Below are 13421 nucleotides of genomic sequence, written 5' to 3'. Positions count from 1 at the left end.
CCGGAGCAGGGCTCAGCCGACGCCTACAGCACCGGGAGGTTCTTGCGGAGTTCGAAGGCCGTGACCTCCGAGCGGTATTCCTCCCACTCCTGCTTCTTGTTGCGGAGGAAGAAGTCGAAGACGTGCTCGCCGAGGGTTTCCGCGACCAGTTCGCTGCGCTCCATCAGGGAGATGGCCTCGCCCAGGTTCTGCGGGAGGGGTTCGATGCCCATCGCACGGCGTTCGGCGTCGGAGAGGGCCCAGACGTCGTCGTCGGCGCCCGCCGGGAGTTCGTAGCCCTCCTCGATGCCCTTGAGGCCCGCCGCCAGGAGGACGGCGTAGGTGAGGTAGGGGTTGGCGCCGGAGTCGATCGAGCGGACCTCCACCCGGGAGGAACCGGTCTTGCCCGGCTTGTACATCGGGACGCGGATCAGGGCCGAGCGGTTGTTGTGGCCCCAGCAGATGTACGAGGGGGCCTCGCCGCCCGAGCCGGCGGTGCGGGAGGAGCCGCCCCAGATGCGCTTGTAGGAGTTGACCCACTGGTTGGTGACGGCGGCGGTTTCCGCGGCGTGCTTGAGGAGGCCCGCGATGAAGGAGCGGCCGACCTTCGAGAGCTGGTACTCGGCGCCCGACTCGTAGAAGGCGTTGCGGTCGCCCTCGAAGAGGGACAGGTGGGTGTGCATGCCGGAGCCGGGGTACTCGGAGAACGGCTTCGGCATGAAGGTGGCCTGGACGCCCTGTTCGAGCGCGACCTGCTTCATGACCAGGCGGAACGTCATGATGTTGTCGGCCGTCGAGAGGGCGTCGGCGTAGCGGAGGTCGATCTCCTGCTGGCCCGGGGCGCCCTCGTGGTGGCTGAACTCCACGGAGATGCCCATGGATTCGAGCATGGTGATCGCCTGGCGGCGGAAGTCCATGCCCACGTTCTGCGGAGTGTGGTCGAAGTAGCCGGAGTTGTCGGCGGGGACGGGCCGGGTGCCGTCGAGGGGCTTGTCCTTCAGCAGGAAGAACTCGATCTCCGGGTGGGTGTAGAAGGTGAAGCCCAGGTCGGAGGTCTTGGCCAGGATGCGCTTGAGGACGTAGCGCGGGTCCGCGAAGGACGGGGAGCCGTCCGGCATCAGGATGTCGCAGAACATCCGGGCCGTCCCGGGTGCCTCGGCGCGCCACGGCAGTATCTGGAAGGTCCCCGGGTCCGGCTTGGCGATCATGTCGGACTCGTAGACCCGGGCGAAGCCCTCGATCGCGGAGCCGTCGAAGCCGATGCCCTCGTCGAAGGCCTGCTCCAGCTCGGCGGGGGCGACCGCGACGGACTTCAGGAAGCCCAGCACATCGGTGAACCACAGGCGCACGAAGCGGATGTCGCGCTCCTCGAGCGTCCGGAGGACGAATTCCTGCTGCTTGTCCATGCCTTCATCCTCGCAGTTCAGACGATCTGTGCACCACCACCCCAAAAGGACGGGGGGCGCAGCCGGGCCCGTCCAGTATCGCCAGTGGTGGTTTCCGCCACATTACGCACCCCCCAAGGCCGATGGCACCCCCGCTCTGACCCAGGGCCCGTCATGAGCATTACCATCAGCGCCCATGGGGGGCTGGGAGCACACGCCGAGCGGGCGCCACGGGCGTCCCCACCGGCGTGCCGTCCTCGTGCTGCTGGTGGCGGTCGGGGTGGCGGCCGGGATGGCCTTCCTGTGCGTACGGCCCGCGGCTGAACCCGGACGGGTGCACGCCGGACACGGTGCGCACGCCACCTGCGTGTCCCCGTACGACCCTCCGGGCTGCTCCCCCCTCGCCCATGTGACCCCCGCCGTGCTGCCCGCCCCGCCGCCCGCCGCGGCCCTGCCCGGGAGCGGACCGGTACCGGCCGCCCGCCCCGGTTCGGCCCCGGGGCCGGTGCGGCCGCCCGGCACCCTCGCGCGCGCGCCCGGCCTGCACGTCCTGCAAGTGCTGCGGACCTGAGCGCTCCGGCGCACCGGACGGCATTCACGGCACCACCCCCACACCCCCTCAGCAGAAGGAACCAGGGCACATGGCCAGCAGGACGTCACAGCAGAACTCCCGCCAGCAGCGCATAGCCGAGATGCGCCGCGCCGAGCAGTCGCGCGAGCGGCGCAACAAGTTCCTCGCGATCGGCATCTCCACGGTGATCGTCGCCGGGCTCGTCGGATTCGGCGGCTGGGTGCTGATGGACCAGAAGCAGAAGGAGAAGGACGCGGAGGCCGCCCGCAAGGCCCCGGTCTCGGGCGAGCAGACCTGGGACGCGAAGAAGCTCGGCCGCAACCACGTCGAGACCCAGGTCAAGTACGAGATGAACCCGCCGGTCGGGGGCGACCACCACCCCCGCTGGATGAACTGCAACGGCGACGTCTACAAGAACCCGGTCCCCGAGGTGAACGCCGTCCACTCGCTGGAGCACGGCGCCGTCTGGGTGACGTACAACGACAAGGCCGACAAGGCCGAGGTCGGCAAGCTCGCGGAGAAGGTCGGCAAGACCCCCTACACGCTGCTGAGCCCCGTCAAGGAGCAGGCCGGCGCGATCATGCTGAGCGCCTGGGGCATTCAGCTGACGGTCGACAAGGCGGACGACCCCCGCGTGGCGCAGTTCTTCACCAAGTACGTGCAGGGCCCGCAGACCCCCGAGCCGGGCGCGGCCTGCACCAACGGTCTGGGCGAGAAGTGACCCGTACGTACTGGGCGGCGGGCGCGGCCGTCGTGCTGGCCGTGCTGTTCGCGGTGGGGGCCACGGTCGCCACCGCGAACGGCCCGGACGGCGGCGGCGACCGTCCCGCGTCCGCCGCGCCGGCCCTGTACTCGCCGGACGCGGGCTTCGCCCGGGACATGGCGGTGCACCACCAGCAGGCGGTGGAGATGTCCTTCATCGTGCGCGACCGCACCCAGGACGAACCGGTGCGCTCGCTCGCGTACGACATCGCGAACACGCAGGCCAACCAGCGCGGCATGCTGCTGGGCTGGCTGGACCTGTGGCAGCTGCCGAAGGTGGTGGCCGACGAGCCGCCGATGTCGTGGATGCAGGCCGGTGAGGGGCACGGCGGGCACGCGGGCCACGCGGGCGCCAAGCCCGGGGCGCTGATGCCCGGCATGGCCACCAAGGAGGAGCTGGAGCGGCTCGGCGCGGCGAACGGCCGGGACGCCGAGGTGCTGTACCTCCAGCTGATGACCGACCACCACAAGGGCGGTGTCGCGATGGCCGAGGGCTGTGCCCGCCAGTGCGGCACCCCGGCGGAGAAGGCGCTGGCGCAGGGCATGGTCGAGGCGCAGCAGTCGGAGCTGAAGCTGATGGAGGACATGCTCCGCGGGCGCGGGGCGGCGCCGCGTTAGGCGTACGCCGTCCACGGCCTACGTGGCGGCGCGCAGGACCGCCCGTGCCACCTGGTGCGGGCGGTCGAGCATGACCAGGTGTCCGGCGGGCCGGGCCAGCTCGAAGCGGGCGCCGAGGGCGTCGGCCAGGGCCGCCTGGCGGCCGGGCCAGCCCGTCGCGGCGTCGTCGGGCGGGCCTTCGTGGCCGACCAGGACGGTGGCGGGGGCCTCCAGCGGGTGTGCCGCGCGCAGGGCGAGCAGCTCGGCGGCGGTGTCGGGGTAGCGGGAGTTCTCCAGGAGGGCGCCACGCCAGACCCGGCCCGTGCGGTAGCAGCGGCGTACGAGGTCCCGCGCGGCCGGGTCCGCGGCCCGGCCGGCCCGGGAGGCCCGTACGGCCGCGCCCCGCAGCGCGGGCCCCAGGGCCGCGGGGAGCCCGGCGGCGGTGACGGCCCGGCCGAGGGCGCGGGCGGCGCCGGTGCGCAGCGCGGCGGGGAGCAGGGTGCGGGGGGCCTCCTCGACGCTGGAGTCGACCAGTACCAGGGCGGCGGTCCGCTCCGGGTACAGGCGGGCGAAGGCCTCGGCGTGGAACCCTGCGATGGAGTGCCCGACGACGGTGACGGGTGCGCCGCCCAGGCCCAGCGCGTCCAGCAGCCCGGCGATCCGGCGGGCCTCGGCGGCGGCGCCGGGCGGGTCGGCGGCCGGGGCGCTGAGGCCGTGGCCGGGGCGGTCGAAGCGGACCACGGTGCGGTCCCGGGCCACGAGCAGGGCCGCGACGGGGTCCCAGTCGAACCAGGCCATGGCGAGCCCGGCGCTCAGCACCACCACGGGCCCGGCGCCCTCGACGACCACGTGCAGCGGTACCCCGTCCACCCGGACGAAGCGGGCCGGGGGGTGCGGGGCGGTCACGTGCGGCGCTCCTTGTGGACGGAGTGGGCCAGCAGGCCCAGCCAGAGCGCGACCAGCAGCACCTGGAGCCGCTGCCCCGCCCCGAGCGCCCAGGTCCCGTGCCCGGCGGTGAACAGGGCGATGGCGGTCAGGGTCCAGGCGGTGGCGAGGAGCTCCAGGACGACGAGGGCGGGGCCGTAGCGGGCGAGGGGCGCGAGCCGGCCGTACCGGCGGGCGGCGACGGTGAGGGCCACTATGCCGATGAGGGCGCCGGTCATGGCGAGGCTGCTGCTGACGGCGTGGGCCTGGTGGGTGGCCGGGACGAGGCCGGCGGTCTCGCGGGCGGCGCACTCCGGGTCGGCGGTCGGCTGGCAGCTGAGCGGCAGCCATGCGTCGGCGGCGGTGGCCGCGCCGAAGAGGGTGACCCCGGCCCAGCCCGCGACGGCCCAGAAGCCCCGGGACTCGGGGTGGCGGGGCAGGCGGGCCAGGGCGAGCAGCCCGCCGAGGAAGACGAGCAGGCCGGCGGTGAAGTCGGTGGCCCGGAAGAGGCCGCCGAGGGGCTGGTCCTGGGCGGCGAGCTCGCTGACGTACGTCTCGATGGGGTTGAGGCCGGTGGAGAGGACGACTTCGAGCACCCAGGCCGTGTAGGCGGCCGCGCCGAGACCGACGAGGAGGGCGACGGGCCACGTCGTGGGGGGTGGGGCTCCTTCGGGGCGGTGCGGACGGTTCGGGCGTTCTGTACGCATGGTGTGAATGATCCTCAGCAGATCCGGCGTCGGCGCGCGGCACTGCCGGGCGGCGCCGCTGCTGGGGATCGCCGGGATGCGCACCCTGGGCCATCCGGCCGAGTCCCACACGAGGAGAACGCACGCACCCGCCACCGCGTTCCCCTCCCGGGGGGGGGGCGGGCGGGCGGATCGCGGGCTGGCGGCCCGGGTCTCCCCCCGCGCCACCGCCGGAGGCGGCGGCGCGGGGCGCCCGACGGAGGTTGCCACCCGGGGCGCCCGACGGGGGGCGCGGCCCGGGGCGCCCGACGGAGGCGTGGCGGCCCGGGGTGCCCGACGGAGGGTGCGGGGCGCCCGACGGGGGCGCGGCCCAGGGGCCCCGACGGGAGGCGGCGGCGCGGGGCGCCCGACGGAGGTTGCCACCCGGGGCGCCCGACGGGGGGCGCAGCCCAGGGGCCCCGACGGGAGGCGGCGGCGCGGGGCGCCCGACGGAGGTTGCCACCCGGGGCGCCCGACGGGGGTAGCGGCCCGGGGCGCCCGACGGGGGGCGCAGCCCAGGGGCCCCGACGGGGCCCCGACGGGCGTGGCGGCCCAGCGTCCCCAGCTGGAGGTCGCGGCGCGGGGCGCCCGACGGAGGCGTGGCGGCCCGGGGTGCCCGACGGGGAGTCGCGGCCCCGGGTCTCCGACGGAGTCCGGGGCGGCCGGGACCGGCCCCGGTCCGGGGCTCCCGGCCCGGCGGAGGTTCCGATTCCGGCACATCGGCCGATACCGCTCCGCGGTGCGGGGGCCGGGGCCGAAACGGCTTGGAGGGGGCCGGAGGGCATGGCAGTCTGCCCGCATCGTCCGTACACCGCGTTTCCCGCCCCGTACGCCGCACACTCCGAGGACGCCGCCAGGTATGAGCACGCCGCCGAACCCGCCCGGGACCCCGTCCGGTCCGCCGTCCGAGCCCGCGGACGCGCCCATACCCGGGACGGCGAAGCCGTCACTGGAGAAGACCCCGCCTGCGGACGCCCCGCCTGCCGATGCCCCGCCTGTGGAGGACTCCCCGGCGCCCGGGACCCCGGAGCCGGAGCCGGAGTCTGCGAAGCCGTCGCTGACGAAGGCCCCCCCGGCCGGGACCCCGGCCCCCGAGCCCGCCACGGAGCCCGCGCCCGAACCCGAGCAGTCGGGCCCGTCGCTGACGAAGACCCCCCAGACCTGGGCCGCACCGGCAGAGACCCCGGCCCCCGAGCCCGCCCCGCACACCGCCCCCGAGCCCGAACAGCCCGGCCCCTCGCTGACGAAGACCCCCCAGACCCGGGCCGCACCGGCAGAGACCCCCGCCGCCGAGCCCGCCCCGCACACCGCCCCCGCGCCGGAGGGGGCGCCGCAGCCGGGGCCCGCCCCGGTGCAGGCCCCGCCGCCGGTGCAGGCGCCCGTGCAGGCGCCGTCGGCGCCGGCCGGGGAGTTCAACCCATGGGCGACTCCCGCCCCCGGGGCCGTCCCGCCGCCGTTCGCGGCGACCGCCGGGGCCTGGGGCCGACCCGCCCCCGCCCCCGCCCCCGCGCTGGCGGCGCCGTACGCCGCGTACCCCGGATACCCCGGCTACCCGGGCCACCCCGGCTACGCCGCCTACCCGCCCGTGCCCGCCGCGCCCTCCAACGGGATGGCCGTCGCCGCGCTGGTGCTGGGCCTGCTGGCCGTGCCCTTCGCCCTCGTGCCGTTCGCGTTCTGGATCGGCACGCTCCTCGCCATGACCGCCGTCGGCATCGGCATCGGCGCCTTCGTGCGCGCCCGTGGCGGCGCCCCGCGCAAGGTGATGTCCCTGTTCGGCATCGCCCTCGGCGTCATCGGCCTCGGCGCCTCCGTCGGCGGGTGGCTCTTCACCGTCGGCCTCGTCGACAAGGCCGTCGACCGCGCCCGCCACGCCGCGGCCGAACCGGACTGGGAGGACGACTGGGAGGACGACGAGGACTGGGAGGAGGACCCGTTCCCCTCGCCCCCGCCGGGCCCCGGCATGACCACCCCGCTCGACTTCGGCCGTACGTACACGTACCCGAACGGCGTCAAGGTGACCGTCGAAGCGCCCCGGAAGTACACCAGCGCCAGCAAGTGGATCGAGGTGGGCAACGCGGTCGAGGTGCCCTTCACCATCACCAACACCTCCGCCGAGCCGCTCCGCGTCGTCCACGCGATCCCCGAGGTCCGCGACGGCAGGGGCACCGTCGGCAGGCTCGTCTTCGACGGGCGGATGCCCAAGCGCGTCGACCGGGTGCTCGAACCCGGCCAGACGGCCTCCGGCAGTGCCGCGTACGAGCTGCTCGGGGGCACCACGACCCTCACCGTGGAGCTCTCCCCCGGCGTGCTGCTGCCCCCGGCGAAGTTCTCCGGCCCCGTAGAGCAGCGGCCGAACCGCCCCTGAGGCGTACCTGAAACGCCCGGAACGGCCGGGGCCCAGGACATCGCGTCAGAAAGACGATTACACTGGGCCCCGTGCCTCAACTTCGCCTCGCTCTGAATCAGATCGACTCGCAGGTCGGCAACATCGCCGCCAACTCCGACTCGGTCGTGCACTGGACGCGGCACTCCGCCGAGCAGGGCGCCCACCTGGTGGCGTTCCCGGAGATGACGCTGACGGGCTACCCCGTCGAGGACCTGGCCCTGCGCGCGTCCTTCGTCGACGCGTCCCGCGCCGCCCTGACCGCGCTGGCCCGGCGGCTCGCGGACGAGGGGTTCGGCGGGCTCCCGGTCATCGTCGGCTACCTCGACCGCAGTGAGCGGTCCGCACCCCGCCTCGGCCTACCGGCCGGCTCCCCGGAGAACGCCGCGGCCGTGCTGTACGGCGGCGAGGTCGTGCTGCGGTTCGCCAAGCACCACCTGCCCAACTACGGGGTGTTCGACGAGTTCCGGTACTTCGTGCCCGGCGACACCCAGCCCGTCGTCCGGGTCCACGGCGTCGACGTGGCCCTCGCCGTCTGCGAGGACCTCTGGCAGGAGGGCGGCCGCGTCCCCGCCACCCGCTCCGCCGGGGCGGGGCTGCTGATCTCGATCAACGCGTCCCCGTACGAGCGCAACAAGGACGACGTACGCCTCGAACTGGTCCGCAAGCGCGCCCAGGAGGCCGGCTGCACCCTCGCCTACCTGGCGATGATCGGCGGCCAGGACGAGCTCGTCTTCGACGGCGACTCGATCGTCGTGGACGCCTCCGGCGAGGTCGTCGTCCGCGCCCCGCAGTTCTCCGAGGGCTGCGTCCTGGTCGACCTGGACCTCCCGGCCGCACGCGCCGACGCCCCCGAAGGCGTCGTCGACGACGGCCTGCGCATCGACCGCGTGATCCTCTCCGAGGAGCCGCTGGAGGCGTACGAGCCCGTCGTGACCGGCGGCTACGCGGAGCGGCTGGACGACGACGAGGAGGTCTACGACGCGCTGGTGGTGGGCCTGCGCGCGTACGTCCGCAAGAACGGCTTCCGCTCCGTCCTGATCGGGCTCTCCGGGGGCATCGACTCGGCGCTCGTGGCGGCCATCGCCTGCGACGCGGTCGGCGCGCAGAACGTGTACGGCATCGCCATGCCCTCGAAGTACTCCTCGGAGCACTCCAAGGGCGACGCCGCCGACCTGGCGGCGCGCACCGGGCTGAACTTCCGGACCGTCCCGATCGAGCCGATGTTCGACGCGTACATGGGCTCGCTGGGCCTGACCGGCCTGGCCGAGGAGAACCTCCAGTCCCGGCTGCGCGGCACCATGCTGATGGCGGTCTCCAACCAGGAGGGCCACATCGTGCTGGCACCGGGCAACAAGTCCGAGCTGGCCGTCGGCTACTCCACCCTCTACGGGGACTCCGTGGGCGCCTACGGGCCGATCAAGGACGTGTACAAGAGCGACGTCTTCCGGCTCGCCCGCTACCGCAACCGGGCCGCCGCGGAACGGGGCGAGACCCCGCCGATCCCGGAGAACTCGATCGTGAAGCCGCCGAGCGCGGAGCTGCGGCCGGGGCAGGTGGACACGGACTCGCTGCCGGACTACCCGGTGCTCGACGCGATCCTCGACCGGTACGTGGACCGGGACCAGGGCCTGGAGGAGATCGTCGCGGCCGGTTTCGACCGGGAGCTCGTGGCGAAGACCCTGCGGATGGTGGACACGGCGGAGTACAAGCGCCGCCAGTACCCGCCGGGCACCAAGATCTCCGCGAAGGGCTTCGGCAAGGACCGCCGGCTGCCGATCACCAACGGCTGGCGCGAGCGGGCGTAGCCGGCCGCCTGGGGGGGGGGCGGCCGGCGCCGCTACTTCCGTACGGTCAGCCGGGCGGCGACCGGCAGGTGGTCGCTGCCCGTGCGCGGCAGGGTCCAGGAGGCCTCCGGCTTCGCCCCGCGGACCATGATCTGGTCGATCCGGGCCATCGGGAACTGCGCGGGCCAGCTGAAGCCGAAGCCGTCGCCGGCCGCGCCCTGCGTGGAGCGCATCTGCGAGGTGACCTCGGACAGGGAGCGGTCGTTCATGGTGCCGTTGAGGTCGCCGAGGAGGATGACGTTCTTCAGCGGTTCGGCGGCGAGGGCGGCGCCGAGCGCGTCGGCGCTGTTGTCGCGCTGGTTGGCGGTGAAGCCGGCGTTGAGCTTGACGCGGACCGACGGCAGGTGGGCGACGTACACGCCGATGTCGCCGAACGGGCTCGCGACGGTGGTGCGCATGGCGCGGGTCCAGCCGAGCCGGATGTCGACGGGCTTGCTGGAGGTCAGCGGGTACTTGCTCCACACGCCGACCGTGCCCTCGACCGCGTGGTACTTGTACGCGCCTTCGAGGGCCTTCTCGTAGACGGGCACGGCGCTCGCCTTGAGCTCGGTCAGGGCCAGTACGTCGGCCCCCGACTTGGCGACGGCCTCGGCGGTGCCGCGCGCGTCGGGGTTGTCGGCGTCCACGTTGTGGGTGGCGACCATCAGGTTGCCGCCGGAGCCCGACTTGTCGGTGACCAGGCCGCCGAAGAGGTTCACCCAGACCGCGGCGGTCAGCAGTATCGCGAGCAGGGCCGTCGCGGACTTGCGCACCACGGCGATGGCCAGCAGCACCGGCACGAACACGCCCAGCCAGGGCAGGAACGTCTCGGTGAGGCTGCCGAGGTTGCCGATGTCGTTGGGGAGCTCCGCGTGGAAGACCATGATCAGCGAGATGAGCGCGGCGAACCCCGCGGTGACCGTCCCCCGCTTCCAGATGCCCCGGTCGCGCCGCAGCTCGGCCAGCCGGCGCTTCAGTCCGGATCCGGAGGGGCCGGGCTCGGAGCCGCCGTTCCCCGTCTCCGTCATGTACGCCTGTGCCATGCCAAATCCTCGCTGCCGTGCTCGCGCTCCGTCCCCGCCCCTTGACCCTAGGCGATGTTCGGAGCCTTCCGTGCCGACCTCGCGGCCGTACAACCGGGAGGACGAACGGCCGTGCGGCAAGGGTTCCGGTTGTCACGAAACGCGCACATTGGCTCCGGCGCCCCTGGAGGCGGGCCGGGAGTGTGACGGACGGGTCAGCGCGTCGCGGCTCCGCCACTTCCGCCGACGGCCGGACGAGTGCCACCATGGTGGGTGAGTCCGGGGACGCCGTGAGGGCGCCTCGAGATGACACAAGGAGCAGTTGCAATGACGCATGCCGTTTCGCCTGCCCGCGAAGCCGCCTCCGCCACCCTGTACGGAGGCACTGGCACCCGGCGGATCACCGTCCGCGACCTCATGCTCGCCAAGGAGCGCGGCGAGAAGTGGCCCATGCTCACCGCCTACGACGCCATGACGGCGTCCGTGTTCGACGAGGCCGGCATCCCGGTGATCCTCGTCGGCGACTCGATGGGCAACTGTCACCTCGGCTACGACACCACCGTCCCCGTGACGATGGACGAGATGACCCTGCTGTCGGCGGCCGTCGTACGGGGCACCGGCCGTGCCCTGGTCGTCGGCGACCTGCCGTTCGGCTCGTACCAGGAAGGCGCCGTGCAGGCGCTGCGCAGTGCCACCCGGCTGGTGAAGGAGGCCGGTGTCGGGGCGGTCAAGCTGGAGGGCGGCGAGCGCTCGCTGCACCAGACCGAGCTGATCGTGCAGTCCGGCATCCCGGTCATGTCCCACCTGGGGCTGACCCCGCAGTCCGTGAACGCCATGGGCTACCGGGTGCAGGGCCGCACCGACGAGGCCGCGCACCAGCTGCTGCGCGACGCGAAGGCGGCACAGGACGCGGGTGCCTTCGCGGTGGTCCTGGAACTGGTCCCGGCCGAGCTGGCCGCCGAGGTCACCCGGTCCCTGCACATCCCGACGGTCGGCATCGGCGCCGGGTCGGAGTGCGACGCGCAGGTGCTGGTGTGGACCGACATGATGGGCCTGACCGGCGGGAAGATGCCGCGCTTCGTGAAGCAGTACGCGAACCTGCGGCAGACCATGGGTGACGCGGCGAAGGCCTTCGCCGAGGACGTGGTCGGCGGATCGTTCCCGCAGGAGGAGCACGCCTTCCACTGATCCGGAAGCAGGTCCGGAGACAGGTCCGGAGGCAGGTCCGGAAGCAGTCCGGGAGTAGTCCGGGAGCGCTGACAGGTAGTACCCGAGCAGTACCGACAGCCCGCCGACAGAACCGTCGGCGGGCTGTCCGTCTCCTGTCGGCAGGCTGTCGGAGGTTTGTCAGTGGCGGCTGGTCCCATGGTGGACATGACGCGAAACGACAAGAAGCCCAACGCCGTGGAAGTGCGGGGGCTGGTCAAGCACTACGGCGAGACCAAGGCCCTGGACGGGGTCGACCTGGACGTCCGCGAGGGCACCGTGCTCGGTGTCCTCGGCCCGAACGGCGCCGGCAAGACCACCCTGGTGCGCTGCCTGTCCACCCTGATCGTGCCCGACGCGGGCACCGCCACCGTCGCCGGCTTCGACGTGGTCCGCCAGCCCCGGCAGCTGCGCCGCACGATCGGCCTGACCGGCCAGTACGCCTCGGTCGACGAGAAGCTCTCCGGCTGGGAGAACCTCTACATGATCGGCCGGCTGCTGGACCTGTCCCGCAAGGACGCCCGGTCCCGCGCGGACGAACTGCTGGAGCGGTTCTCCCTCACGGAGGCCGCGAAGAAGGCGGCGATGAACTACTCCGGCGGCATGCGCCGCCGGCTCGACCTGGCCGCCTCGATGATCGGCCGCCCGGCGGTGCTCTACCTGGACGAGCCGACCACCGGCCTGGACCCCCGTACCCGCAACGAGGTGTGGGACGAGGTGCAGCGGATGGTCGCCGAGGGCGTCACCGTCCTGCTCACCACCCAGTACATGGAGGAGGCCGAGCAGCTCGCGAACGAGCTGACGGTCATCGACCGCGGCAAGGTCATCGCCAAGGGCGGGGTGGACGAGCTGAAGGCCCGCGTGGGCGGCCGCACCCTGCGGATCCGTCCGGTGGACCCGTCCGACCTGCCGGGCATGGCCCGCGCGCTGGCGGAGACCGGCCTGGACGGCGTCGCCGGCTCCCAGGCGGTGCCGGACGAGGGCGTGCTGCTGGTACCGATCCTCAGCGACGAGCAGCTGACCGCCGTGGTCGGCCTGCTGGCCGCCCGCGGGTACGCCATCGCCGACCTCGGCACGTACCTGCCCAGCCTGGACGAGGTGTTCCTGTCCATCACCGGCCAGAAGCCGGTGACGGTCGAGGACGCCGCGCCCGCCCGCAAGACCGAGACGGATCAGGAGGTCGCGGCATGAGCACCATAACCACGACGAAGCCCAGCACCACCGCGGCCGCCCCGGCCGCCGCCCCGACGGCCGGCGAGGGCCGGATCGGCCTGCGGGCCAACCTGCGGCACATCGGCGCGCTCGTCCGCCGCAACGCCCTCCAGATCAAGCAGGACCCGGAGTCGATGTTCGACGTCGTGTTCATGCCGATCATCTTCACGCTGCTGTTCGTGTTCGTCTTCGGCGGCGCGATCTCCGGCAAGGGCAACAACGGCGAGTACGTCAACTACGTCGTGCCGGGCCTGATGGCGATGATGGGAATGAACATCGCCATGGGCGTCGGCACCGGCGTCAACGACGACTTCAAGAAGGGCGTGATGGACCGCTTCCGGTCCATGCCCATCGCCCGGTCCTCGGTCCTCATCGCGAAGATCGTGGTCGAGCTCGGCCGGATGATGGTCGCCATCACCATCCTGCTCACCGTGGGCTTCATCCTGGGCCTGTCCATCAAGTCCTCGGTGCTGGACCTGTTCCTGGCCATCGGGCTGTCGGCCGTCTTCGGCGCCTCCCTGATGTGGATCTTCATCCTGCTGGGGCTGACCCTGAAGACCGCCCAGGCGGTCCAGGGCATGGCGATGATCGTCCTGATGCCGCTCCAGTTCGGCAGCTCGATCTTCGCCCCGCCGACGACGATGCCCGGCTGGCTGCAGAGCTTCACCGACGTCAACCCGCTGTCCAACCTGGCCGACGCGGCCCGCGGCCTGATCAACGGCACCCCGCTGGGCAACTCCGTGTGGATCACCCTGGCCTGGTCGGTCGGCATCACGGCCGTCACCATGCCGATCGCGGTCCGCAAGTTCCGCCAGAAGACCTGATCCCG

Annotated in this window: 11 protein-coding genes and 1 pseudogene; 8 read left to right on the top strand and 4 right to left on the bottom strand. The window is 73.1% G+C overall.

Annotation, left to right across the window (positions count from 1 at the left end; translation table 11 throughout):
* Positions 1-23 precede the first annotated feature (23 nt).
* A complete protein-coding gene (locus OG553_RS23880) occupies positions 24-1385 on the bottom strand; it encodes a glutamine synthetase family protein (RefSeq protein ID WP_344153501.1) in 1362 nt (453 codons plus the stop codon).
* Between the two features lie 175 nt (positions 1386-1560).
* Between OG553_RS23880 and OG553_RS23875 the strand changes: the two genes are divergently transcribed.
* The 3 genes from OG553_RS23875 (at position 1561) to OG553_RS23865 (ending at position 3315) form a co-directional block, all read left to right on the top strand.
* Entirely contained in the window at positions 1561-1935 is a 375-nt protein-coding gene (locus OG553_RS23875; RefSeq protein ID WP_405980937.1) for a hypothetical protein, read from the top strand.
* A gap of 70 nt (positions 1936-2005) precedes the next feature.
* Positions 2006-2656, top strand: a complete 651-nt coding sequence (locus OG553_RS23870; RefSeq protein WP_405980936.1) for a DUF3105 domain-containing protein — start codon at positions 2006-2008, stop codon at positions 2654-2656.
* Positions 2653-3315 carry a DUF305 domain-containing protein gene (locus OG553_RS23865; RefSeq protein WP_405980935.1) on the top strand — a complete coding sequence of 221 codons (663 nt, stop codon included), beginning with the start codon at positions 2653-2655 and terminating at the stop codon, positions 3313-3315. The genes OG553_RS23870 and OG553_RS23865 overlap by 4 nt, the downstream gene beginning before the upstream one ends.
* Positions 3316-3333: 18 nt before the next feature.
* Here the strand turns inward: OG553_RS23865 and OG553_RS23860 are convergent, their stop codons facing one another.
* A complete protein-coding gene (locus tag OG553_RS23860; protein WP_405980934.1) occupies positions 3334-4200 on the bottom strand; it encodes an alpha/beta fold hydrolase in 867 nt (288 codons plus the stop codon).
* Positions 4197-4925 (bottom strand): DUF998 domain-containing protein, encoded by a 729-nt coding sequence (locus OG553_RS23855; RefSeq protein ID WP_405980933.1) that lies wholly within the window; start codon positions 4923-4925, stop codon positions 4197-4199. The genes OG553_RS23860 and OG553_RS23855 overlap by 4 nt, the downstream gene beginning before the upstream one ends.
* Positions 4926-5802: 877 nt before the next feature.
* Here OG553_RS23855 and OG553_RS23850 point away from each other — a divergent pair.
* A complete protein-coding gene (locus tag OG553_RS23850; protein ID WP_405980932.1) occupies positions 5803-7308 on the top strand; it encodes a hypothetical protein in 1506 nt (501 codons plus the stop codon).
* A 71-nt stretch (positions 7309-7379) separates the two neighbouring features.
* Positions 7380-9134 (top strand): NAD+ synthase, encoded by a 1755-nt coding sequence (locus OG553_RS23845; protein WP_405980931.1) that lies wholly within the window; start codon positions 7380-7382, stop codon positions 9132-9134.
* 32 nt (positions 9135-9166) lie between these two features.
* On the opposite strand, the pseudogene OG553_RS23840 reads toward OG553_RS23845, so the two are convergent.
* Positions 9167-10136: pseudogene (locus tag OG553_RS23840) on the bottom strand (endonuclease/exonuclease/phosphatase family protein).
* Positions 10137-10501: 365 nt separating this feature from the next.
* Between OG553_RS23840 and panB the strand changes: the two are divergent.
* The 3 genes from panB (at position 10502) to OG553_RS23825 (ending at position 13416) form a co-directional block, all read left to right on the top strand.
* The gene (panB, locus tag OG553_RS23835) at positions 10502-11362 is read left to right on the top strand and encodes a 3-methyl-2-oxobutanoate hydroxymethyltransferase (RefSeq protein WP_405980930.1); all 861 of its coding nucleotides are present in this window, start codon (positions 10502-10504) and stop codon (positions 11360-11362) included.
* 177 nt (positions 11363-11539) lie between these two features.
* The gene (locus OG553_RS23830) at positions 11540-12571 is read left to right on the top strand and encodes an ATP-binding cassette domain-containing protein (RefSeq protein ID WP_405980929.1); all 1032 of its coding nucleotides are present in this window, start codon (positions 11540-11542) and stop codon (positions 12569-12571) included.
* The gene (locus OG553_RS23825; RefSeq protein WP_405980928.1) at positions 12568-13416 is read left to right on the top strand and encodes an ABC transporter permease; all 849 of its coding nucleotides are present in this window, start codon (positions 12568-12570) and stop codon (positions 13414-13416) included. Before OG553_RS23830 ends, OG553_RS23825 begins: the two co-directional genes overlap by 4 nt.
* The last annotated feature ends 5 nt before the right edge of the window (positions 13417-13421 follow it).

The sequence above is a fragment of the Streptomyces sp. NBC_00158 genome (assembly GCF_045160885.1).
Lineage (GTDB): Bacteria > Actinomycetota > Actinomycetes > Streptomycetales > Streptomycetaceae > Streptomyces.
The sequence above is the reverse complement of the archived record's forward strand: the minus strand, read 5'-3'. Positions and strand labels throughout refer to the sequence as shown.

Bases quoted from the DNA above. Each gene is read 5' to 3' on its own strand.
- OG553_RS23880 (WP_344153501.1), bottom strand. From the start codon at position 1,385: ATGGACAAGCAGCAGGAATTCGTCCTCCGGACGCTCGAGGAGCGCGAC.
- OG553_RS23875 (WP_405980937.1), top strand. From the start codon at position 1,561: ATGGGGGGCTGGGAGCACACGCCGAGCGGGCGCCACGGGCGTCCCCAC.
- OG553_RS23870 (WP_405980936.1), top strand. From the start codon at position 2,006: ATGGCCAGCAGGACGTCACAGCAGAACTCCCGCCAGCAGCGCATAGCC.
- OG553_RS23855 (WP_405980933.1), bottom strand. From the start codon at position 4,925: ATGCGTACAGAACGCCCGAACCGTCCGCACCGCCCCGAAGGAGCCCCA.
- OG553_RS23850 (WP_405980932.1), top strand. From the start codon at position 5,803: ATGAGCACGCCGCCGAACCCGCCCGGGACCCCGTCCGGTCCGCCGTCC.
- panB (WP_405980930.1), top strand. From the start codon at position 10,502: ATGACGCATGCCGTTTCGCCTGCCCGCGAAGCCGCCTCCGCCACCCTG.
- OG553_RS23830 (WP_405980929.1), top strand. From the start codon at position 11,540: ATGGTGGACATGACGCGAAACGACAAGAAGCCCAACGCCGTGGAAGTG.
- OG553_RS23825 (WP_405980928.1), top strand. From the start codon at position 12,568: ATGAGCACCATAACCACGACGAAGCCCAGCACCACCGCGGCCGCCCCG.